The organism is Falsihalocynthiibacter sp. SS001, from assembly GCF_042445055.1.
Classification (GTDB): domain Bacteria; phylum Pseudomonadota; class Alphaproteobacteria; order Rhodobacterales; family Rhodobacteraceae; genus Falsihalocynthiibacter.
The window spans coordinates 18,469-41,322 of the sequence record NZ_CP170341.1 but is presented as its reverse complement, the minus strand read 5'-3'; the positions used below and the strand labels follow the sequence as shown (position 1 = coordinate 41,322).

Here is a 22,854-nt window from a genome sequence, read left to right as displayed (position 1 = left end):
CTCATATTGCGGTTAGGAAGGTTTCGGTCGTGCCGAGGCTGCCGAGGGAAACGCTTATTGTGATGGGGCCTGTGCCCTCTGCGCGTAGCCAGAATCCGGTGGAGCCGGCGCGTAAGGGGACGAGTGCGGGGCCATGCAATCTGGCTGCGCCTTTGACCTCAATCGTGACGGGGTCGGCGGCGTGGCGGGCCTTGTTGCCCACTTGATCGAGGGCGCGCACCATGACGCGCACATCTTGGCCATCGGCGATTTCGGTTGCGTCCGGAACCACACTTAGGGACGTCAAAAGAGGGGCCGCGCAGTATTTGCGCGAGATAGCAGCCTCGCCGTTCCAGATGCCGACAACCTCGCAATCGTCCCACGCCGTGCCCCAATTGCCGAGCGCATCCTCGGGGAAGTCCTCAAGACGGAACACAACGGGTGGATGCGGGAGGTGCGGATAGTTGATGCGATCTGGCTCTCCGCGGATGGGGGTTGCGGTGCCGTATCTAAGCTCGACGGAATCACAATTGGTCAGCACGGTGAGGGGAAGGATTCCGTTGATATTCCGTTCGCCGCGCGCATAGAGCGTGACGGGCTCAAGGACCAATCCGCCCTCTGGCTCCCCTTGGGAGGCATAGACGTGGCCTGCGAATTTCAGTTCGCGATACATATCCGCGACGCCGTGATAACAGATGCGATCCCCTGCGCCGAAATCGCTGTGGGTGTTGTAATCGAACGCGCACCAGCCGATGGCGCCTGCGGTTCCTTTCGCCCCGAAAGCGGCATTGAGCACCTGAAGATGGCGCGTCACGTGTTCGATTTGGCGCAACTCCTGATCGTGCGCTTTGGTGGGGAACATATGGCCGTTATATTCGGTGATGAGGTAGGGCACATCGTGGTCAAGTCCGGTCACTTCGCGCTGATCCCGCAACGGGCGCGCGGCGCGGTTAGAGCCGCTTATTTCGTGTGATCCGAGGTTAAAGTCGTTCATCGTATAGACATCTTCGAGGAGTTCTGAATCCTCAATACAGCGCACGCCGCCCGTTTGGCGGGTCGGGTCGAGTGCACGCGCCACGCGGTTGGTTTCGGTGTAGAAGGCGTGGTCGTCTTCGCTTTCGTTAATGCGCACGCCCCAGATGATGATGGACGGGTGGTTCCAGTCGCGGGTGATCATGCGCCGTACGTTCTCAACGCTTTCGGCCTTCCATTTTTCGCCGCCGATATGTTGCCAGCCTGGAATTTCCTCAAACACAAGGAGGCCGATTTCATCGCATCGGTTCAGGAAGGCCGTGGATTGTGGATAATGCGAGGTGCGCACAAGGTTCAGGCGCAGATCGTACTTCAGAAGGTCTGCATCCCGCTCTTGTCCTGAGCGGCCAATCGCATAGCCCGAGTAGGGGAAGGATTGATGCCGATTCAGTCCCCGAATTTTCAGGCTCCGCCCATTTAGAAAGAACCCGTCGGTTGTGAATTCTGCGTGGCGAAAACCGAACCGTGTTGTGTGGTGGTCATCGCCATGTGGAGATTTGAGCGCGAGGTCCAGCGTGTAGAGGTGCGGGGCATCTACATCCCAAAGCTCGATATTCTGAAGGTTATCCATTTGCAGCAAGAGGCGCTCGCCCGTCAATTCGGCCTGTGTATGGGCAATCGGATTGCCTTCGCTATCTTTGAGGGTTGCCTCAAGCGTGCCAGAGATGACCTTTTTCTGTGGATTGGAAAAATAGACCTGCGCGGTTAGCGTTTTGGTAGCGTTGAGCACATCCGGCGTTTCGATCTTGACCGTTTCAATCGCAAGCGGAGCGTTTTGAACAAGCCAGACATCGCGATAGATACCAGCAAAGCATAGGTAATCAATGCGGCCACCGAAGGGGGGGATCTCTGGGTTTTCAGAGCCGTCGATGACAATCCGCAGATGGTTTTCCCCATCCGTTAGGCCATCGGTCAGGCGCGCATGGATCGGGGTATAGCCGTCTTTGTGCTCTGCGATCAGATCGCCGTTCAGGTATATTTTTGCGTCCGCCATCGCCGCCTCAAGGAGAAGCGAAAGTTCGGTGCCTTGCCAGCCGTTTGGCGGGGTGAATGTCTTTTCGTAGGTAAAGGCGCGTTGATAGCATTTCTCGTCGAAGTAGTGATACGGAACTTCGACCGCAGTGTGGGGCAGGCGCACTTGTTGCGTGCCCTCAAAGAGCCAGTTTTCGTTGAACGAAATCAATTCGGGCATCTGGGGGGTGTTTCCTTATTTCACAGAGCCAAGCATACCTTGGACAAAAAGGCGCTGTAGGACGAAGAAGATAATCAGCGTGGGCAGCGTCGTGATGACGGTCGCAACCATGATGACGCCATAGTCGGGGGTATAGGCCGAGGCGAGCGAGGAGATGGTCAGAACCATTGTTTTCATCTCGTTCGTCTGGAGGACAATCAGCGGCCAGAGGTAGTTGTTCCAGTTCAGCATGAACACGATGATTGTCGCGGCGGCATAGGTGGAGCGCATGACGGGCATATAGACCCGCGCGAATATCTGCCACTCCTTGAGGCCGTCGATTTTGGCGGCATCCCGTAGCTCGTGCGGGAAGGATTTGGTGGCCTGTCGGAAGTAGAAGATCACAAAGATATTCGCGATTCCGGGGGCGATGATGGCGGTATAGCTGTTGAGTAGACCCACCTTCGCGAACATCACAAAGAGCGGCACCATGAGTGCGGCGAAGGGAATCGACAGCATAAGAAGCAGGCCTGTGAACACTTTCTCGCGGGTTTTGGAGCGGAACATTTCAAAGCCATATCCCGCCGCCGAAGCGATGATGAGTGTCAGTACGGTTCCGACAATCGAGATAAAGAACGAGTTAAAGAGCACCCGAAGGATATCGACCTGTTCGAACAATGCCGTGATATTGGGCCAAAGATTCTGGCCGAAAGATGCCTTGCCCTTCACGATATCGGCGGAAGTGTTGGTTGTTCCGATGAGCATCCAAATGAACGGAAACACAGAGAGAAACGCCGCGATAGACAGGATACCGTACCGCAGCAGGTCATTCAGAAACCGAGAGCGCGTCATTTGCGATCCTTTGCGATAAAGAATTGAAAGAACGACAGGACCGCCACCAGTACAACAATCACATACGAAACCGTCGCCGCATATCCAAAGGAGGGCATGAACTTGAACGTCAAGTTGTAGAGGTATTGCGAGAGCGTAAGCGTCGCGTTGGAGGGGCCGCCCTCGGTGATGTTCTGGACCTCGTCAAAGAGTTGGAGCGTGCCGATTGTCGAGATGATCGTTGTGAACAGAATCACGGGTTTGAGCATCGGAACGGTGATGCGAAAGAATTGTGCGTGGGCGGGGACGCCATCAATGCGCGCGGCTTCGTAGATGGATTTGTCGATGTTCTGAAGGGCAGCGAGGTAGAAGATCATGTTATACCCCGTCCAGCGCCATGTGATCGCAAGGATAATCACAACCTTGGCCCAGAACGGATCACCCAGCCACGGGATGCTCGTTTCGAGTATGCCAGCCGAAAGTAGCATTTGATTGGCCAGCCCGTCCGTCGCAAAGATGGATTTGAAAAGGATAGAGTAGGCCACAAGGGAACTGACCGCAGGCAGAAAGATTGCGGTTCTGAACAATCCGCGAAACCGGAGTCTGGGCGCATTCAGCAGCACCGCAAACAAGAGCGCGAACATGATCATTATGGGAACCTGAATCGCCAGAAAAGTCAGCGTGTTGCCCAGTGCCTTGAGGAATATCGGATCGCTGCCGAGGCGCTTGATGTTGCTTAGGCCACCAAAGCTCATATTCATGCCGCGACCTGTTTGGAACGACATCCAGAGCGACCACAAGATCGGCCAAACCATGAATAGCCCCAATAAAACCAGCGCGGGCATGACAAAGCCCCAGCCGCTTATTCGTTCGTTTCGCCCTAGCCGTGTACGTGCCACGTCGGTCCCCTCCCGTTAATGCCCCACCCACAAGATGCGGGCAGGGCAGTTTTGTGGCAATTATTGTGTAAGTACGCGGGCTTCGGCTTCGATTTTCTCGATTGCCTCGTCCAGATCACCGCCATTTGCTAGGGCAGGTGCCTGTGACGCGATGGCCGAGCGAACCTCATAGGTAAAGATACCATAATCAACGCCGGGGATCTCTCCGAGCCAGTTCGAGAAGTCCTGCCAGACGGCCTGACCACCGAAGTAGTCATCGGTTGATTGGTATGCTTCGCCTTCGCGAACGGCCAGAAGAGAACCAACCGCGCCCTGTCCGACAAGGATGTCTTGGTAGAAATCAATGTCAGATGCCCAGACCTCTTGGAGGAAGTCCTTGGCAAGGTCGGGGTTTGGCGCTGCAGAGAGCATATACCAGCTAGAGCCGCCAAGGTTGGAAGCGTTCACGGCTCCCTCTGCTTCTTCGACGCGCGGAATCGGGGCAACCGCCCATTGTCCGCTCATGTCGGCGGATTTGATGGTGCCTGTTAGCCAAACACCGGAAATGGCCGAGGCGACGTCACCGCTCGTGAAGGAGCCTGTGAATTCGGACCAGCCCGTGATCGGCTTGTAGACTTCTTTGGCTTGCAAGAGTTCGGCGTAATCCGCGAGGGCAGCTTTGAATTTCTCGTTGCCGACAATGTCCAGATCGCCGTTTTCATCAAAGAACCAACCGCCTGTGGATTGGAGCATGATCACAAAGAGCCCCGGGTCGTTGGCGTCGATCGACAGGAGAGGTGTGCCAGTTTTGGCGAACACGTCTTTGCCGATTTCGATCAGGCGGTCCCATGTGATGTTGTTAAGGTCTTCGGCGCTATAGCCCGCTTCCGAGAGAATATCCGAGCGATAGAACCAGCCTGTTACGCCAGAATCAAACGGCATCGAGTATGTTTCGTCGCCAACCGTGGCGAGCGCAACCTTGTAGTCGGCGAATTTGGAATAGTCGATGTCTTGGGTCATCGGCGCAAATGCACCGGGGAATGACAGAACGAATTTCTGCGCTGAGTAGTCTTCGATCAGGACGATATCCGGAAGACCATCCGTGACTCCTGCGGCCAGTTGGGTCTGTAGTTTTTGCTCAAGTTCTTCGCGTGCGAACTCTGTAAAGACTAGGTTGAAGTCAGGATGCGTCTCTTTGTAGATTTCGGCGGCCTTTTCCATAGCGGCGCCGTTAAAGTTTGGGTCCCATGCCCAAACTGTCAAATCATCCGCCCATGCGGCAGAGAGTGCGCATTGACTGACACCGATGCCAATCGCCAGTGCGCGCGGTAGAATTGCGGTCTTTATGTCCATTTTTTCCTCCCGTTTGTCCGCCGGCTTGTGCGGCGTGTTGTCACGGTAGGGCGGAAAATTCATTCGCGCAAGAAATTTAGTAAAAATTTACTAAATAGATTGAGGTGCGCGATTTCGGTGCGTTTTAACCCTCTGGTTGAGGGAGGCGAACGCTACCGCGCCAGATGATTTTACTTTCCAAGCTTAGCCGTTTGGCAAGGCGACGCCCCGAGAGGCGCTCGACCAGAAGCTCAACCGCATTCTCGCCGATGCGCTCGGCAGGGAGGCGAACAGTTGTGAGGGGCGGGTTGAGGAACCGCGCGGCGGAAATGTCGTTAAAGCTTGCGACAGCGATGTCGTTGGGAATCGACAATCCTTTGCGCGAAATCGCACGATAGGCGCCGACGGCCATGTTATCGGTTGCGGCGATGATAAGCTCTGGCATGTTATCGCCCGAAAGGAGTTCGGCCGTCAGGTCATGCCCGCTTTGTTCGGTGTTTTCACCCGTTAACGCGAGGGATTCGTCAAAGCCGCCGTGGTCTTCCATCCATGTTTTATAGGCAAGATACCGAATTTCAGGGGCGCGGCGGGTTACCTTTTTGGGGTCGTACCATCCTAGAAAAGCGATCCGCCGATATCCCGCTGCCCAGACTTCCTTAAGGAGTTTGCGCGACGCCGCCGTGAGGTCACACATCACCGCGTCAACGTCATCATCCAGCGGCATATAATCCGCGATCACGAGGTTTTCGATGTTGGCGCGCATCCAGTCGATGGTCTCTTCGGGGTGGTGGCCGATGGCGATACAGCCGCTCGTTTCTGTGATGGCTTGTGCGTCATACACTCCAGATGTCGCGTGAAATTTTACCAGCTCAAGCCCAAGTGCGGCGCTGCGACTTTCGATGCCGATGCGCAGGGCGATATAATACGGGTCCGAGAGTTCTTGTTCGGGTTGCAGGAAGTGGAGCACAGCAATCTGCTGTTTCTCGCTGTTGTTTACCTGCCGTTTACGGCGGCGGGGCGGCTCATAGTTAAGTGCCGCTGCCGTTTCGATAATTTTCTTGCGGGTCTCATCGCCGACCGAAAGGGTAGAATCGAAGTTCAGCACACGTGACACGGTGGTCTGCGATACGCCAGTTTTGTCGGCAATCTGCTTGAGTGTAGCTCCGGCGCGCCGCTTGGGCGGTGTGTGCTTGTCTGTTTTCATCGTCAGTTTTTCGCATATGGGTCAATTTGAGGCAACGATTAACGGTAGGGTAGCACGCGCTTGAAAAAATGTTCAGTAAAAATTTACTAAATTATTGACCGGTGTCGGCAGGACTGTAAAAGTCGCGGTAAATTTTGCTGGAGGACAGATGATGCAGAAAGTTAAGTGGGGGATAATCGGCCCGGGTTCGATCGCGGGGAATTTCGCTCTTGGTTTGGCCGAGAGCGAAGCGGGAAGCCTGTTTGCCGTCGCAAGCAGATCCCCAGAACGCGCACACGCCTTTGGCAAGGAGTTCGGCGTAAATGCCGATAAATGCTATACAAACTATTGCGATATCTGTGCCGATCCAGAAGTGGACGCAATCCATATCGCAACCCCGCATCCGTTTCACGCACCGCAGGCATTGATGGCCATTCGTGCGGGGAAACACGTCTCTGTTGAGAAGCCAGCGGGGTTGAATGCCGCCGAAGTCGAAGCATTACGCGAGGCGGCGGCGCAGGAGGGCGTCTTTTTCATGGAGGCGTATATGTATCTCCACCATCCGCAAATCACGCGATTAAACGAGATCCTCGCGAGTGGCGACCTGGGCGCGGTGCAGCATATCGACGCCACGTTTGGATTCGCGGCGGGGTTCAATGCCGAGAGTCGTCTCTATGATCGCGCGCTTGCGGGGGGCGGTATTTTGGACGTTGGCGGGTATCCTGTGTCGGCGGCCCGAATGATCGCGGGCATTGCAGATCAGGCGTTTGCCGAGCCGACCTCAATCAAGGCGGTTGGTCAAATTGGACAGAGCGGAGTGGATGAGGTTGCGCATGGTTTGCTGTCCTTTGCCAATGGCGTGACAGCTCGCATCGCCTGTGCAGTTGCGCGGGATTTGGGGCAGTCCATTCACGTTACTTGCGAGCACGGCTCCGTGACTTTGCGCAATCCTTGGGTTCCGGGCCGCGAGGTGGGGCCTGCGGATACGGTGCTGGAAATCGTAAAGGATGGGGCGACCCATCAAGAGGACATCGCCGCGCCCAAGATGCTCTTTGCCTATGAAGCCGAGGCTGCGAGCCGCGCGATCATCGCGGGGGCAAGCGGGTGCAGTTATCCTGCGATGTCGCCCGAAGGATCGGTTGGCAACGCGCAGGTTCTCGATGCGTGGCGGCGCGAGGTTGGCTATCAGGTGGTCGGAGAAGATGCGGCAACGATCCGCATGCTTGCCGGTGTCTTGCCCGCCAATAACGAGCGCATGAAGACGCATGAAATAGACGGAGTCGCCAACCCCGTGAGCGCGCTGATCATGGGTTGCGACAATCGCGATACCATCGCCGAGGGCGCGATCATGTGGGATGCGTGGATGGAGGCCGGAGGCACGACCTTTGACACCGCGTTTGTCTATGGTGGAGGCAAACACGAGCAGGTTCTGGGCGAGTGGATCGCGGCGCGGGGCGTTGCGGATGACATCAACGTAATCGTTAAGGGAGCGCACACGCCATACTGTCTTCCGCAGGCGATTGGCGCGCAGTTGGACATTTCGCTTAGCCGTTTGGGGCTGGATCGAGCGGCGATTTATATCATGCACCGCGACAATCTTGATGTTCCTGTCGGCGAATTTGTCGAGGCCATCGCGCGCGAACGGGATGCGGGGCGCATCGGGGTTTGGGGTGGATCAAACTGGACCACCGAGCGTTTCGATGAGGCCGTTAGCTATGCCAAGAAGCACGATCTGGAGCCGCCCAAGATACTGAACAACAACCTCTCGCTTGCTGTGATGCAAAAACCGGTCTGGGATGGGTGTGTTACTTCGAATACGCCGCAAACGCTTGAATGGTTGCGCAAAACGGGAACGATGCATCTGAGTTGGTCGTCACAGGCGCGGGGGTATTTCCTTGATGAAGCGCTGCGCGGGCGGCTCCCTGCGTCCATCGGGCCGGACGTTTGTTATGGCTCTGATACTAACGAAGAGCGCCGCCGCCGCGCGGGTGAACTTGCCGAGAAATACAACGTCGCGCCGCATAACATTGCGACGGCTTGGGTGCTCTCGCAATCGTTCCCGTCCTTTGCACTCATTGGGCCGCGCAGTCCGGGGGAAATCGTCTCTACTCTGCGGTCAATGGGCCTTTCGCTTACGGATGATGAGGTTGCGTGGTTGAACTTGGAAGACTAACGCAACGCTGCTGAGGATTGCCAGAATACGCAACAGTTTGCGATCTTTCTGACGTTGAAAAAGGAGCGCTTCATTGAGGCGACTGCGCCGATTTGCGCCACCACCTTGAGTCGTTTTGATGAACTCGTGCGAGAGGAAAAGAAGTAAACGTATCTTTTTTGAAGTAGTATCGAAGGATATTTTTGATTCTTTATCGCGAGGTAGCTCGATGCCGCAGAAATTGATTTCGATTTCTGGTCCTCCCCCTTTGAAGTGGTCCGCCCCTATAGTTAGGAATCGGAGGATTGAAAATGGGAATTAAGCGACACAAGCCAGAAGAGATTGTCACGAAGTTGCGGCAGGTTGAGGTGCTTTGCGGTCAAGGCATGCCGCGTGTTGATGCAATCCGGCAAGTGCAGATAACTGAACAGACGTTTTATCGTTGGCGCAAACAATATGGCGGAATGGGAACCGACCAACTGAGGGAACTAAAGCGGCTTCAGAAGGAGAATGATCGACTGCGGCGAGCCGTATCTGATCTGACCCTGGACAAGTTGATCCTGTCGGAAGCCGCACGGGAAAACTTCTGAGCCCCTCGCGCCGCCGCGCCTGCATCGATCACATTCGCAATGAGGTGCGGGTGTCTGAGCGGCGGATCTGTCGTGTTTTGGGGCAGAACCGATCCACCCAGAGGCGGTTGCCTGTTGACCGAAGTGACGAAGAACGGCTGGTTGCTGATATGATCGAACTGGCACGTCAGTATGGCCGGTACGATTGCCGATCGCGTCTGCCCAGGGATGCGGGCTGGCAGGTGAACGACAAGCGGGTTGAACGGTTGTGGCGGCGTGAGGGGCTCAAAGCGCTAGCAACCCAAGAAGGGGCGGTTTGGCTAAATGATGGCTCATGTGTCCGGCTGCGGCCAGAGTATCGCAACCACGTCTGGTCGCGCGGACTTCTCGTTCATCATCGAACTGATGACGGGAAAGCGTTCCGGACCCTGAACATCTTGGACGAATACAGCCGGGAATGCCTGGCGATCCGTGAAGCGGAAGAACTCGATGAAGTCATCGACGCACTCACGGATCTGTTCATCTTGCGCGGCGTTCCGGCCTACATCATGTCGGACAATGCCTGGAGTTCATAGCTCGGGCTGTTCGAGACCGGATTTGAGGCGGTTGGAGCCAAAACGGTTACATTGAGCCTGGCTCGCCGTGGGAGAATGGGTATTGCGAAAGTTTCAATGCCCGGTTCCGCGACGAGTTGCTGAACGGGGAGAGCTTTTACACTCTACGCGAAGCACAGATTATCATCGAAAGCTGGAGGAAACACTACAATACCAAACGACCACACAGTGCTCTGGGCTACCGCCCGCCGGCTCCGGAAACCATCGTCCCGATGGAACTAAGGCCGATCATGCACTAACATTCAAACTGGACTACTTAGGTGGGGCTGATCATGTCATTTGTCTTGTCGACGCCAGTCTTCGCTCAAGACACGGCAGGGTTGGTTGCCAATGTTTATGTCGGTGCGCCCTATTCGCCCTATGCCAACCGCGCGTTTCCGGATGATGTTTATTTCGGGGAAACCCATGTACATACAGCACTCTCTGCGGATGCTGGCGGGGGTGGAACCACCCTGTTGCCACGCGATGCATATCGTTTTGCGCGCGGGGAGCAAGTTACATCCAACACTGGTCAGCCTGCCAGACTTGCGCGGCCTTATGATTTCTACATGATTACCGACCATTCGGATGCGATGGGGGCGATTTCGATTATTATTAAGGGAACGCCCAATATTCTTGCTGACGAACAAGGCAAGCAGTTTCACGAAGCTTTTGCCAAGGGCGGCTCTGAGGCACAAAAAGCGGCTGTCGATCTGGTTGGCCTTTTTGCACAGGGCAAAGTTTCGGATGCGCTGAATTACCAGCCGGGGAATCCATCCTATGCCCGCACTTGGACCGACATTGTGAATGCGGCCGAAGAGTTCAACGATCCGGGGAAATTCACAACGTTCATTGCATTTGAGTGGACCTCACTTGTGTCGGGGAACAATCTGCACCGCAACGTGATTTTCCGCGACAATGCCGATCGGGCTGGGAAAATCGTTCCCTACACAACGACCCCGCCGACAGGCTCGCCAAACCCGCGTGATCTGTGGAGATGGATGCAGTCTTATGAGGATGCAACGGGCGGCGAAGTTACCGCAATTCCACACAATGGCAACCTATCCAATGGCATGATGTTTGCGCTTAAGGATGATTTCGCCGATGGGGCCGATTACGATGCCGAATACGTTGAAATGCGCAACAAGTTTGAGCGACTCTATGAAGTGACTCAATTAAAAGGCGACGGCGAAGCCCACCCAATGCTGTCACCAACCGATGAGTTTGCCGATTATGAAAGTTGGGATTGGGGCAATCTTGATTTGTCAGAAGCCAAAACACCCGAGATGCTCAAGACAGAGTACCCACGGGAAGCGCTTGCGAATGGCTTCAAGTTAGAAGAAACTCTTGGTGCTAACCCGTTCAAGTTTGGTTTTGCAGGAGGATCGGACGCCCACACAGCGCTCTCTACGCCTGATCAAGATAACTTTTTTGGTAAGTTTACAGCCTATGAGCCAAACGAGCACCGCTCCAACCACCTCTCAAAAGAGAACAAAGATCTCGGTCTATCTTACAACAGTTGGCGATATATCACGGCGGGATTGATGGCTGTTTGGGCCACGGGAAATACCCGCACAGAGATATATGACTCAATGGAGAGACGCGAAGTTTACGGCACGACAGGAACACGGATGCGCGTGCGTTTCTTCGGCGGTTGGGATTTTACGCCTTCGGATGTTGATGGACGCAACCTCGCAAAAATCGGCTATACAAAGGGGGTGCCGATGGGCGGTGATCTGTTAAATCCGCCTGACGGGGCCACCGCGCCCAACTTCTTGGTCTACGCATTGCGCGATCCAATGGGGGCCAATATTGATCGCGTTCAGATCATCAAGGGATGGCTTGATACGGACGGAGAACCACAAGAACAGGTGTATGACGTGGCGTGGTCTGATGAAAGTGTTCTCGGTGACGATGGCAAACTGCCTTCGGTGGGTAGCACGGTCGATCTTTCGGTACCAAGTTGGAGCAACACTATTGGCGCTTCCGAATTGGGTGCTGTTTGGACAGATCCGGACTTCGATCCTTCGATCAACGCCTTCTATTACGCCCGTGTGATCGAAATTCCGACCCCGCGCTGGACGGCTTATGACGCGGTATTTTATGATCTTGATCTCCCCGACAACGTTCCCATGACAACCACGGAGCGCGCTTATACGTCGCCGATTTGGTATGCACCGAAAGGGTAACCCGACGCGGATTTTCCTAACCGTTTCGAGTGGAAGTATTACCTAGAATCTGGTGCAAAACGTCGTTTTGAATCCGCCACCATCTGGTTAACTTTACCCCATATATTTTGGGATCACGGCCCCTTCGATATACTGCGAAAGGGCCATAATTTAGTGCGTGTTTAGAACAATGCGAGCCTTTGAACAAACCAAAATGCGGCCACGCAGCCAATACCGTAGCCCATGGAAATAAGTGCAACGCTATGAGGTTGCATTGATTTGCGGGCGAGTTTTGGAACCAAGCGGAGCAGAAGATACCCCACCGACAGGACCACCGCTATGAACATGAGTTGGCCGATTTCCACACCTACGTTAAAAGAGAACAGGGCCAGCGGAATGTCCCCCTCGGGGAGGCCAATTTCAACCAGAGCTCCTGCAAATCCTAGGCCGTGCAGCAAGCCAAACACAAACGCCACTGCCCAAGGAAATCGCACTGTCAGCGTTTGATGATCCTTGGATTGTTGCACCAATTCTGCGGCGAGAAACATAATCGACAGTGCGATAACTGCTTCCACGGGAGGCGCTGGAAGCGCGATCCAGCCAAGAGTTGCTGCCGCAAGGGATATGCTGTGACCAACTGTAAAGGCCGTCACTGCGGCGATCAAAGGTCGCCAACTCCGAATGAGCAGCAATAGGGCAAAAACAAATACTAGGTGGTCAATCCCGCCAAGAATATGCTCCACCCCAAGCGCCACATAGCTTGTAAGAACACCAAGAGCGCTCGGCGCATCGGGGACCACAAAGGATGGAGCACGGGCCGTTAAGCGCATCGTTTGCGCAGTTCCGCTCTCAAGCGTATAGCGCACAAGCACATCGGTTTTAGTGTTTTCCAGCCCGTCAATCGTGATTTTATTGCTCGTTAATCCGCCCACACATTTCGTCGTCCAGCGCGAAATATACGCATAGCCATCGAACTTGGTACTGTGGGCGCGCTGATGTGCACAGTTTTCCGGTAACACCGCTTCGATGGGCATCGGTTGCCCCGATACGGCGGGTTTGCGCCATGTGACACGCCAGTTTTCGGCCCCTAAGGGCTCTAGTTCCAGATACCCGGGTTCAAGCGCATGTGCGTGAACCGAAGGAAGGGGCGCCCCAAATAAGATGAGCACGAAGCCAAGAAGAATAAGCCGGATCATTGTAGCAACATCGTGCCATAGTCGGCGATTTGCACGTCATATCGTGCACGGAGGCTTTGAATGTTTTGCGCTTTTTCGGCTTGTGTGTTTTGAAACTGCCAATCGCGAATGACACGCTCCTCGATTGCATCAAGAGGCACTGTTTCCCCGGGTTCAAAGCTCTCGACGCGCACAAAGTGCACACCGAAAGACGACACAATCGGCCCCTGCCATTGCCCCAAAAGGCTCACGTCGAGGGCTTCATAAAAACCAATGCCAAAACTGCGGTCCACATCGACGCTTGAGGTGCCTTCGAGCCTTGTTGGAAGCAGAGTTGGAACGCCTAACCCTTCGGGCGGCTGGCTATTGCGAACCGCGTCTTGTACCGCAGTAATTTGGGCGTTGGAGGCATCGGGGCCAAGATAAATCTGTTCAAGAGTAACGACGGGATCAATGGTGTAATTCACAATATTTGCATCATAGTAGGCTTTAAGTGCGTTCTCGTCAGGGGCCTCAATCTCCGAACTCGCTCCCGTAATAAAGTCCATTTTCTGCCGAAGGCGTTGTCGGATCACAGCATCGTCTTGGTCTAGGCCCAAAGACAATGCTTCTCGCACCAACACTTCTTCATTCACAAACCCTTCGACTATTGCGGCCATTTCTTCTTGGGTCGGGAACCTCAACCATGTTGCTCGGAACTGTTCCGCTATGCGGGCTAGGTCTGTTTCATCCACAATGATCAGGCTCTCATCCTGTTCGACAGGCCGTTCGTTAAGTGCTGCGAAGGTCGCGAAAACGACACTTCCGACAAGAACAAAATGTACTAGAGGTTCTCTAATGAACCTCGAAAAGATTTGTTTAATCATATTATAAACGGGTGCTTTCAGTATGAGTAGGAGCTAATTTGGCATACAATAAATTTCAAATAATATATGCACAACTTGAAAAGGTTTAGTGGCAAAGTCGGATGATTGAACGACTATGGCAGTCTATAAGTATGAATGCCTATCTCAATGCCTTTTCGCACTGCTTTTTGTCGAACCCGCATCGATTTGATGATCTCGGTTCGCTTCAGGGATTTGGCGTTGAATCCATTTCGGTTGCTGGGTGGGATACCCAAATATCCTTTGATGCAAGTTTGAATACTGAGGTGTCTTCAATCTGCCCTATGCCTGCAACTGTCGAGCGGAGATGAACTTGTTCGCGCTCCGCTTTGATTATCATAATATTGATTATCAGCAACTTTTACTAAATTGGCTGAAGCACCTGCACCGAAGACCTTAAATGCCGCTCCAGCAATTTGAATGTTGGTTTTAGTAAAATTCGAATTCTCGAACCCTCCGGCCATACCAACGGGAACTGATATCGCGGGTGAGAAATTGAGTGAAATGCTACCATTGCTGCCAGAAAAAAAATTTGTGGCTGCGCCACCTGCTCGTCCTACGCCGACATCCCAATAACCATCATTTGAACGATTACTTGATTTTCCCATTAAATCACTCGCCATCTTATTATGAAATGAATCTCTAACTTTATATTCTTTCACGCCAAATACTTTATAAATACCCATCACTTGCCATACAATTTCGAACGTTAGAAGATGGCCCCAATAGATGGTGGGCGCAAAAGAACTCAACACTGGAAACCAAAGCACCAGGGCGATATTCAAAGCAGTCTCATCCTCGAAAATTACTGCAAGCAGCATCCATAGGCCGAGAAGGGCGGCCACAACCGTAATTAGAGCGGCAACTAAAATAATAAAGGAGCCTATTAATGAAAGTTTTTCATACATCCTCATCAAAATTCGCAATAGGGGTAGTTGAAACTTGCGTAGTAAATGCCGCACCTAAATTTCCCAATCTTCTAGTTAACAAATTTGATGAAAGCGGTATAAAAAACCACCTGCCGCAACTTCTTAGTTTGATCATTACCATAAATTAGCGAACGACTATTTCGAAGCCTCACAATCAACTAAACCTCTTTAGAATAACCCAAGCGGTGTGCGTCGGCAGATTTGCGTGGCTGCAAAGTTAGGATGTCTAAGATTAGCAAATTAGAAATGGCACACTTCCCTATCTGATACTAGATTGGAAGCGGTCGATGATGGAGCAGTTAGGCGAGTTCTCAAGGCAGTGAAACTGCACGCTTGTGCGCGTTTTGGCTGCATTCTTTTGCGCACCGTACTTGCCTCCCACCTATTTTTTCTGGCGAAGGCGCATTCCTGCATCAATCAACCCGAAATATCTCTTAACCGTCTACATTACCGAGGGAATAGTATCATACCTCTGGATAGGATAGCCCATAAGTCATCAGAATTTGTAGGTCACCCCGAGCAATGGTCCGGATTGTTCATACTTGAAATCGCTTCCGTTGATCTTGTGGTCAACCGAGATTTTTCGATAGCCGAGTCTACCCGCCCAGTTTTCATCGAATTGGTAATCAAGAGTTAGAAGAACCTGCCATGTGGTGCTGTCTGAGCTAAAGCCGCCATAGTCAGCGAACGCCGTACCGCTCCACTTTTCAGACATTTGAAAATTCGCTCGGGCACCAATAACTGGGTCAGCCCAATTATCACTAACACTGGAAGAGCCGCCGGTGGCTGTTCCGGATGACAACGTTAATTTAGTTCTTGTGTCAAACAATCGGAAACCAGCCGCGACGTCGATGCTAACTGTTGGTTCTTCATATGCTCGGTAGGTCAAATACCCATTTAGAATCTGGGTTTTAAGAGATGTGCTCAACCCAGAATAGTCCGCGCCGGGTGTCGCCTGCTCGAACGTAAGATCCGTCAACATATAGTCCGCAAGCAATCCCCATGTGCCATTATGAGCATCAAAGGCTCCCATAAAGGCCATATCGAGATTCTTCAGCGCGTCGCTAAAGTCTAGGCTTCCTTCAACGTCCCCCACTGATACTGTGGTTTCAGGCGTGAAAAGATATACTGTGGCTCCGTATTGCCAGTCTGAAGCTTGTGCCATAGCCGCCGATGATGTCGCCATCAAGCCAACAAGGCCAACGAATGATTTCAAATATTTCTGCATTGATATCTCCCTAAACAGCTAAGAAAACGAACTTTTTATCAGTATCAAAAATGCGTTTGATAGTAATTCTGTATAAGTCCCAATTCAGAACCAGATATCAGCTCTAAGCGCATTTATGGGCATTCCTGATCTGCCTTGGCCCGGTCGGCGAAAACTACCCTCCGATTTTTCTTTTTGTTGCTAAGAATTTCCACTTCGTTTGCGAAGGCAAACCTTTGCGACAAATTTGCTTTCCACCCGATGCGCCCAATAACACAGTACGGCCCAGAACCGCCATTCAAGCGCATTGCAATGAACGGCGGCTGAGGTTCGTTTGGACCAAGCAAATTTTTTCAAATTACTTAAGTCAACCTTCTGGCGTGTACCAAATTGGCGACGTGTAGGCGCGTTCGACAACTGTCATCGGGACTTCGGGACCAAAGGCTGCATCCTCAAAGTATGCCGCGTCATAGGCCGTCCAACGCGGTGTAGGAATTTCAAGGACGCGGGCGTAATAGAATGCGCTAATTGATGGATCAAATTCAGGGTCTTGCCAGACCGTGATCAACTCTGATGAACCAATTGTATTGGTCCATGTCGCGTTTTCTATATCAACTGTGTCCCCAACCGATGGAAGCTTTCCATCTGCATCTGGCGCTCGCTCACCTGACCAAACAACATCGAAAATCTTTTCATGCGTGTTTCCCTCAGAATCGAGCCAGCCTTTGATGATCTGAATGCGGTCTAGGTTGCCAGAAAGAGGATCTTTGAGCGCGGCGACAAGAAAGCTCGGAGCAGTTTCACTATCGGAAGCGGCAACCAGATCGCCGCCCATGGGAACACCTTTCCCATACCCCTGCGCGGCCGGGTTTCTGCTTTGAGCGTCCTGTTCGTTAAACTCCCAGCCGCCAAAGAAACGTACGCCGATCCGTGGACCTGTTGTTCCATAAACTTCCTTGCGTTTCATGGCATCCCAGATGGCGGCGCGGGTATTTTCAGTAGCCCAAACTGCCGTCAAACCAGATGCGCCAAGCTGCCAGTCTTTGACAGTGCGCCCGTCAAAATCAAACGCGTTGCCAGTGGAGCGTTCGGGCGATGGCTCGCTTGCTGGAAACTTGCCAAAAAAGTTGTTTTCTTCTGCAGAAGAAATACCAGTATGATCATCGGTCGAGCCGACCAGACCAAACTTGAACGGATTTACCCCGAATTTGGCCTCAAGCGCCAAGCCATTTTTCAGAGCTTCGCGCGCATATTCGCGCTCAATCATTCCGGGTTCTTTTGGAACGACATTCAGGTTGCCTTTATCCCAAATCTCGAAATCGGCAAATTCGTCGGAGGGGGCTAGGCTCGGATGTTGCTCCGAAGTCCCCTTGCTTTGGGTGATCTCATATAGTGGCTCCCATCTTTGGCGCTGCATCGCCCATTCGACGTCAATGGGCTTCCCATCCGGTGTTTCCGTCGAGAACATAAGACCGTTGGACAAGTTTCCATTGTGCGGAATAGCAAGAACGCGACCACCGGTTTCCTTTTCGTAGTCGGCCATCCAATCCCAGAGTTCATTGGGAATATCCGTGTCAAAGGTCGTCAAAGGGCGCACGCGGTCCGCCATTGATTTGCCATCTCTGTAGATGACATTGCGGTGCAGGTTGTTTCCGCCGCCGTAGTTAGATGTCCATTCATATCCGATCACTGCCGAAAACGTGCCTGGGTCATCATGGCTTTCGATGATTTCGGTCATCTCGCGCCACATGTCGAATTGATTATTAGGGTCCGTGACGGCTTCGGGTAACGTTCCCAGCCCCTGAAGCGTGATCATTTCCATGACGACAGCGGTTGCCTCCTCCCCGCCAGCGTTCATACCGACACTCCATTCTTTCAGTTTGGGATCAGCGAGAAGGTTCGGGTCGCCTTCAAGAACACCCGCCATGATCCCCAGCGCATCTGAGTGATCCGCGATAACAATCCAGTCGTAGGGCCTAGACAGCTTCACGGGAAGTCCGGTGTTTGAGGTGATTTCTTCGCCCTTTGCATACCGCAAGGCTTGGTCCGGATCGACGCGGGTTCCAGCAGCAATGGCGTCTGGCGACCAAGACGTGTGCAGATGCTGTTCCCCCCACAATGGCACGCTTGGGTAAGACTGTCCGGCATAGGGCGAATAGCTTGGCTGATTAAAAAAGCGTTCAACTCTGGCGGGATCAATTGTGCCGCCATCTGTGGTTACCTGCGCAAGAACAGAACTCGGTAGGAACACGGCTATTGATGTAAAAGCTTTTAAGAAATGCATGAGAACTCCTCGGTCTGACGAAAATGTCTAAGAAATGTTGAGGCAAATATGTTTCAAGCATAGTGTGCGAGCGAACTAAATCAAGCTTTTCGGTTCTTGATGGCTTAACCCGCAAGTACTTGGTGCTGGCGGCCGACACGATACTGTCTGGCTAACTGGTAGCGCGTGATTGCTGAACGAGCCATGCCGAAGATAATCGTTTCCGACAACGTCCTATGTGCGGGACGAATGTTTGAATGAAACACTCTGTGGCACATTGGGCGACGCTCGCAGAACGCTCTCTGGGCATCTTTTTCTGTATGTCTCGAACCGATTTCAACTTTGTGAGAGTGTGTGCCTCCGAAAAGTCTTGCGACTACGATACTGGCCAATTCCGCATTTTCCTCAGTAATGAGGTTTGAATAGCGTAACTCAAAAGGTCGGAGTGGTTTCCATTTTGACGATTAACTGAATCGCTCAACACAACCTTTGTTTGTTGGGTATCAGTCCTTTTTCTCCAATCCGTCAGCAACATCGACTACACGGCTTGCATAGTGAAAATGACTAAGCGGAAGAAGTGCTTCAGGCAGTCCGTGAAGTCGCTTTCTCAGGAGATGTTGAGAGACTATTCGCCAATCCATCTTGTTGGTGTTGTAAACAACCTCGCCGCAATGCCGGCAAAAGACCTTCTTCATCGCCAGCTCCGGGTGCTGGAACGTCGTTAGCGCCTCCGAGCCCGCAGTGACTTCAACTTGTTCCGGGTTCCATGCGGTTACGGAATGATATGGCGTATCAAGCAGCACGCGGCACGCGTTGCAATGGCAGTGGCCGCGAACGCGGGGTGAGCCCGTTAGATGCATTTCTACAGCGCCACAATCGCAGCTAACAGAGTAAGTTTCATCCATGATTTAACTCCTATCGAAAAACTGACATGAAGAACTTAGGTCGGCAGAATATCACTTAATGTTTGTCCGTCAATTTCCGGCCTCTTAGAGAACCGCCTCACTCTTGAAACCCAAACCACATATACCTCCTGACAATTCCATTTTCACCGCTATAGTATTTTCAGATACGCCACGTCCAAAGCGATGACCGCAAAATTCACGGCTGTGATTTGAGCAGCCTCAGGAGGCGAATATGAAACGTATTGTTACCCCTCTCTTACTTGCGATGAGCACGGCCACTTGTCCGCTGGCCGCTGGTGCGGACGACCTTGGCGGGACGGCTTGGCGGCTGGTTGAAATTCAGTCGATGGATGACAGCGTTCTCGCGCCTGATGACACAAGCAAATACACGCTCGAATTTATGCCCGATGGCACGACCGCGATTCAGGCCGATTGCAATCGTGGAGCGGGCACTTGGACCTCGGCGGCGGCGAATGAGTTGAGCTTTGGGCCCATCGCATCGACGCGGGCGCTCTGCCCTGAGGGGTCGATATCTGACAAATACCTCGCGCAGTTTGAATGGGTTCGCAGCTATACCCTAGAGGACGGCGGGCTGTTTCTTGCCACCATGGCAGACGGCGCGATTATCGAATTCACGCCCGTTGCCAGCATGGACAAAGTGGCCACCGTCTTGGGCGAAGACCTAACAACGACAGACGCGGACGAGTTGCAATTTGCGATACTGGGCCGCCTGTTCGATCAATACGCCCAAGATCAGGGCATCGAGGCCGAACCAGACGAGATCGACGCCTTTCTTGAGAAGATGCGCAGCGGCACGGATGGCGCGTCAAGCGACCGCGATGAACTCACCTCCGAAGAAGCCGCCGAAGTTGAGGCCATGGAAAACGACATGGCCACAAGCATGATCCGTCAGTGGAAAATCAACAAATCCCTGCACGATCAATACGGCGGGCGTATCATCTATCAACAACTGGGGCCGGAACCGCTCGACGCTTACCTTGCGTTTCTAAAGGAGCGCCAAAGCGCGGGCGACTTTGTGATCCATGATCAAACCCTTGCGGATGCTTTCTGGAACACCTTTACCGACGAGTCCAAGCACGATTTCATCGAACCCGGTAGCGACGAAGAAGCCAACGCCTTTAGCACTCCGATATGGGAGCAGGGCCAGTAATCCGACCCCCTAACGGATATCCACGTCGAGGTTGTACCCAACCGTTTTGTCCGTGTCCCGATCATTGCCCATAAGGTAAAGCCGGATCACATATGCACCGCTTTCGGTTAGGCGCATCTCGACGGTATTGCCTTCATTAGAGCTGTTGTACATCGCAACGCCCGTGCTTCCGGGGGGCAGGATGTTGAAGAAAACCGAGCCGTCGCCATTGCTGTCGGTGACCTCAAGATTAACCGACATCATCTGGCCCTTGCTCGCCGTCAGTTTGTAGTCGAAATACTCTTGCCCTCGGATCGCACCGCCAAGAGTGGTGCCCGTTGTGCCTTTTTCAAACATCACCTCTGCGGCCGCATCGGATGCGGGCGGTTCACTCTCGGTGTTGTTTGCTTGCTGCGCAGGGCTTCCGTCGCCACTCACGAAATCGGGCCATGACTGATCTTGGGTTATGAAATCCACCATCGTATCGCCACTCGCGTTGAACGAACATTGGAAGGTCTCGCTGCTGTTCTCAAGGTTGATCGTTCCATTGACGGCATGGGTTTTATCCGTCCGCTGTCCTTCGTAGCTAGAGTCTGTTACGGACTCAAAGTCCTGATAAAACTGCTGGCTGGCGTTCTCGCAGTACTGGCGCATATAGTCCTCCGACTGTGCAGAAGCCGAATGCGCCGCCGCGATTCCAAGCGCCGTTCCAAGGAAAATGGTGTACTTCATGTCAAATCCCCCGATTTTCTAACAAAATGAAATTTACGTGCAAACATGCCGCTAGGCCGGACCACAGCCCAGCCTAACACATCAATCAATAATAACTTATCTGATTAAGCGGATTTGCGAATAGCGCGGTAAATCAGAATGAGCACGATCGCGCCAAGCACGGACGCGATAAACGCTCCAAGGAACCCGCTACCGAACGATACGCCCAGCATCGGAAGGACCCAACCGGCAAGGAACGAGCCGCCGATACCAATAAGGATATCTCCAAGCAAACTCGAAGGCCCGCCGCTCACGATCAGGCTTGCGACCCAACCAATCAGCGCACCAATTACGATCGTGATCAAGAGGCCAAGAATGCCGCCAGTAGCGGATCCAACCGCCTCGGAACCTTCGGTCTGGGCCAACACAGGTGTAGCCAAAGTGAGCATGATGAGGGATGAATTCAAAATACGTTTCATGTCTGTCTTTCCTTAAACTGAGTAAAGATGTAACGACGAAAGTGATATTTTAGTAATTCTAACACCTGAAATGATGACCCCTCTCTGTTGATATTACAACAAAAATTTTGAATGAGGCGTCACGGCTGTTGCCTTCTTGCGCCGCTCTCGTTCTGGCCAAAATCGCGTTCCGCCTGTCGGTCGCTAGCCCGCATATCTCCCACGGCCACCCAAAACAAATCCAAAGCTTGCCAAATGAGCGCTAAAGTGTTCGCATACGGCATACATCTTGTCGAAATTTTCGGGTGGGTTACCGCCGCTAAAACGATGGAAGTAAACGCTTATGGCAACGTCGGGATCGCGCACTGTCATCTTCGCCGCATTGGCGGCAAACGCATTGGTCGCGGCGACAAAGTTCGCGGCTGCCAGCTTTACCGGAAGTTCCGCGATGCTCAGCGAAGCGGTTCACTCGCTGGTTGATACTGGCAATCAGGGCCTTCTGCTCCTTGGTATCAAGCGCGCCAAGCGGCCCGCGGATCCGTCGCATCCCTTCGGATATGGCATGGAGCTTTACTTTTGGTCCTTCGTCGTTGCGATCCTGATCTTCGGGATCGGCGCGGGGATTTCCTTCTATGAAGGCATCCACAAAATCCAAGACCCCCACCCCGTCACCAGCCCCCATATCAACTATATCGTTCTTGGATTGGCGTTGATCTTTGAGGGTGTCGTCTGGGTTATTGCCTTCAAGGAACTACGCGCCACCAAAGGCGATCACGGATATTTCGAAGCCGTCCGCCGAAGCAAAGACCCCACCGTTTTCACCGTCCTGTTCGAGGATACCGCAGCGATGCTCGGGCTGATCGTTGCGTTCTTTGGGATTTTTCTGGGCCAGATGCTGGATATGCCAGTTCTCGACGGCGTTGCCTCACTGATTATCGGCGGCATTCTTGCGGTGACCGCCAGCTATCTCGCCTATGAATGCAAGAGCCTGCTAACCGGCGAAAGCGCCAGCCGCAAGGTCGTTGCGGGCATTGAACAGATCATCAAGAAGGAATCCGGCATCCGTGGCGTCAACGAACTGCTGACAATGCACTTTGGCCCGCAAGAGATCCTGCTGAACGTCAGCATTGATTTCTCGGACAAGCTCTCCTCCGGCGAGGTTCAGGACCGCGTCTCATCCCTAGAACACAACATCAAAACTGCCTATCCCTCCATCACGCGCGTCTTTATCGAAGCACAGCGCACAAACGACAGCGCAGGCGAGCAATAAAAAACAAGAGCGAG

General features: G+C 53.1%; 17 protein-coding genes and 1 pseudogene. 5 read left to right on the top strand and 13 right to left on the bottom strand.

Features of this window, described 5'->3' with window-relative positions:
* Position 1: 1 nt before the first annotated feature.
* The 5 genes from ACFE33_RS15675 to ACFE33_RS15655 form a co-directional block, all read right to left on the bottom strand.
* Entirely contained in the window at positions 2-2,203 is a 2,202-nt protein-coding gene (locus tag ACFE33_RS15675; protein WP_380058903.1) for a glycoside hydrolase family 2 protein, read from the bottom strand.
* A 15-nt stretch (positions 2,204-2,218) separates the two neighbouring features.
* Complete coding sequence (locus ACFE33_RS15670; protein WP_380058902.1) at positions 2,219-3,034, bottom strand: carbohydrate ABC transporter permease; 816 nt, start codon at positions 3,032-3,034, stop codon at positions 2,219-2,221.
* The gene (locus ACFE33_RS15665; protein ID WP_380058970.1) at positions 3,031-3,858 is read right to left on the bottom strand and encodes a carbohydrate ABC transporter permease; all 828 of its coding nucleotides are present in this window, start codon (positions 3,856-3,858) and stop codon (positions 3,031-3,033) included. The genes ACFE33_RS15670 and ACFE33_RS15665 overlap by 4 nt, the downstream gene beginning before the upstream one ends.
* A gap of 114 nt (positions 3,859-3,972) precedes the next feature.
* Entirely contained in the window at positions 3,973-5,244 is a 1,272-nt protein-coding gene (locus ACFE33_RS15660; protein WP_380058900.1) for an ABC transporter substrate-binding protein, read from the bottom strand.
* A 124-nt stretch (positions 5,245-5,368) separates the two neighbouring features.
* Positions 5,369-6,427, bottom strand: coding sequence for a LacI family DNA-binding transcriptional regulator (locus ACFE33_RS15655; RefSeq protein WP_380058968.1), 1,059 nt, complete (start codon positions 6,425-6,427; stop codon positions 5,369-5,371).
* A gap of 148 nt (positions 6,428-6,575) precedes the next feature.
* On the opposite strand from ACFE33_RS15655, the gene ACFE33_RS15650 reads away from it, so the two are divergent.
* The 3 genes and pseudogenes from ACFE33_RS15650 (at position 6,576) to ACFE33_RS15640 (ending at position 11,909) form a co-directional block, all read left to right on the top strand.
* Positions 6,576-8,579 carry an aldo/keto reductase gene (locus ACFE33_RS15650; RefSeq protein ID WP_380058966.1) on the top strand — a complete coding sequence of 668 codons (2,004 nt, stop codon included), beginning with the start codon at positions 6,576-6,578 and terminating at the stop codon, positions 8,577-8,579.
* A gap of 290 nt (positions 8,580-8,869) precedes the next feature.
* Positions 8,870-9,980: pseudogene (locus ACFE33_RS15645) on the top strand (IS3 family transposase).
* Positions 9,981-10,013: 33 nt separating this feature from the next.
* Positions 10,014-11,909 carry a DUF3604 domain-containing protein gene (locus ACFE33_RS15640; protein WP_380058964.1) on the top strand — a complete coding sequence of 632 codons (1,896 nt, stop codon included), beginning with the start codon at positions 10,014-10,016 and terminating at the stop codon, positions 11,907-11,909.
* Positions 11,910-12,070: 161 nt separating this feature from the next.
* On the opposite strand, the gene ACFE33_RS15635 is transcribed toward ACFE33_RS15640, so the two are convergent.
* The 6 genes from ACFE33_RS15635 to ACFE33_RS15610 form a co-directional block, all read right to left on the bottom strand.
* Entirely contained in the window at positions 12,071-13,084 is a 1,014-nt protein-coding gene (locus tag ACFE33_RS15635; protein ID WP_380058963.1) for a HupE/UreJ family protein, read from the bottom strand.
* The gene (locus tag ACFE33_RS15630) at positions 13,081-13,929 is read right to left on the bottom strand and encodes a peptidyl-prolyl cis-trans isomerase (protein ID WP_380058961.1); all 849 of its coding nucleotides are present in this window, start codon (positions 13,927-13,929) and stop codon (positions 13,081-13,083) included. Before ACFE33_RS15630 ends, ACFE33_RS15635 begins: the two co-directional genes overlap by 4 nt.
* A 290-nt stretch (positions 13,930-14,219) precedes the next feature.
* Complete coding sequence (locus ACFE33_RS15625; RefSeq protein WP_380058959.1) at positions 14,220-14,855, bottom strand: hypothetical protein; 636 nt, start codon at positions 14,853-14,855, stop codon at positions 14,220-14,222.
* A 517-nt stretch (positions 14,856-15,372) separates the two neighbouring features.
* Positions 15,373-16,104, bottom strand: a complete 732-nt coding sequence (locus ACFE33_RS15620; RefSeq protein ID WP_380058957.1) for a porin family protein — start codon at positions 16,102-16,104, stop codon at positions 15,373-15,375.
* 346 nt (positions 16,105-16,450) lie between these two features.
* Positions 16,451-18,367, bottom strand: a complete 1,917-nt coding sequence (locus tag ACFE33_RS15615; protein WP_380058955.1) for a DUF3604 domain-containing protein — start codon at positions 18,365-18,367, stop codon at positions 16,451-16,453.
* Between the two features lie 482 nt (positions 18,368-18,849).
* Complete coding sequence (locus ACFE33_RS15610) at positions 18,850-19,251, bottom strand: GFA family protein (RefSeq protein ID WP_380058953.1); 402 nt, start codon at positions 19,249-19,251, stop codon at positions 18,850-18,852.
* 232 nt (positions 19,252-19,483) lie between these two features.
* Between ACFE33_RS15610 and ACFE33_RS15605 the strand changes: the two genes are divergently transcribed.
* Positions 19,484-20,422, top strand: a complete 939-nt coding sequence (locus tag ACFE33_RS15605; RefSeq protein ID WP_380058951.1) for an META domain-containing protein — start codon at positions 19,484-19,486, stop codon at positions 20,420-20,422.
* A 9-nt stretch (positions 20,423-20,431) separates the two neighbouring features.
* Here ACFE33_RS15605 and ACFE33_RS15600 read toward each other — a convergent pair whose 3' ends face one another.
* Together ACFE33_RS15600 and ACFE33_RS15595 are read right to left on the bottom strand one after the other, a co-directional pair.
* Positions 20,432-21,133 carry a hypothetical protein gene (locus tag ACFE33_RS15600; protein ID WP_380058949.1) on the bottom strand — a complete coding sequence of 234 codons (702 nt, stop codon included), beginning with the start codon at positions 21,131-21,133 and terminating at the stop codon, positions 20,432-20,434.
* 104 nt (positions 21,134-21,237) lie between these two features.
* Positions 21,238-21,591 (bottom strand): GlsB/YeaQ/YmgE family stress response membrane protein, encoded by a 354-nt coding sequence (locus ACFE33_RS15595; protein ID WP_380058947.1) that lies wholly within the window; start codon positions 21,589-21,591, stop codon positions 21,238-21,240.
* A gap of 322 nt (positions 21,592-21,913) precedes the next feature.
* On the opposite strand from ACFE33_RS15595, the gene ACFE33_RS15590 reads away from it, so the two are divergent.
* Positions 21,914-22,840, top strand: coding sequence for a cation diffusion facilitator family transporter (locus tag ACFE33_RS15590; RefSeq protein WP_380058945.1), 927 nt, complete (start codon positions 21,914-21,916; stop codon positions 22,838-22,840).
* Positions 22,841-22,854 lie beyond the last annotated feature (14 nt).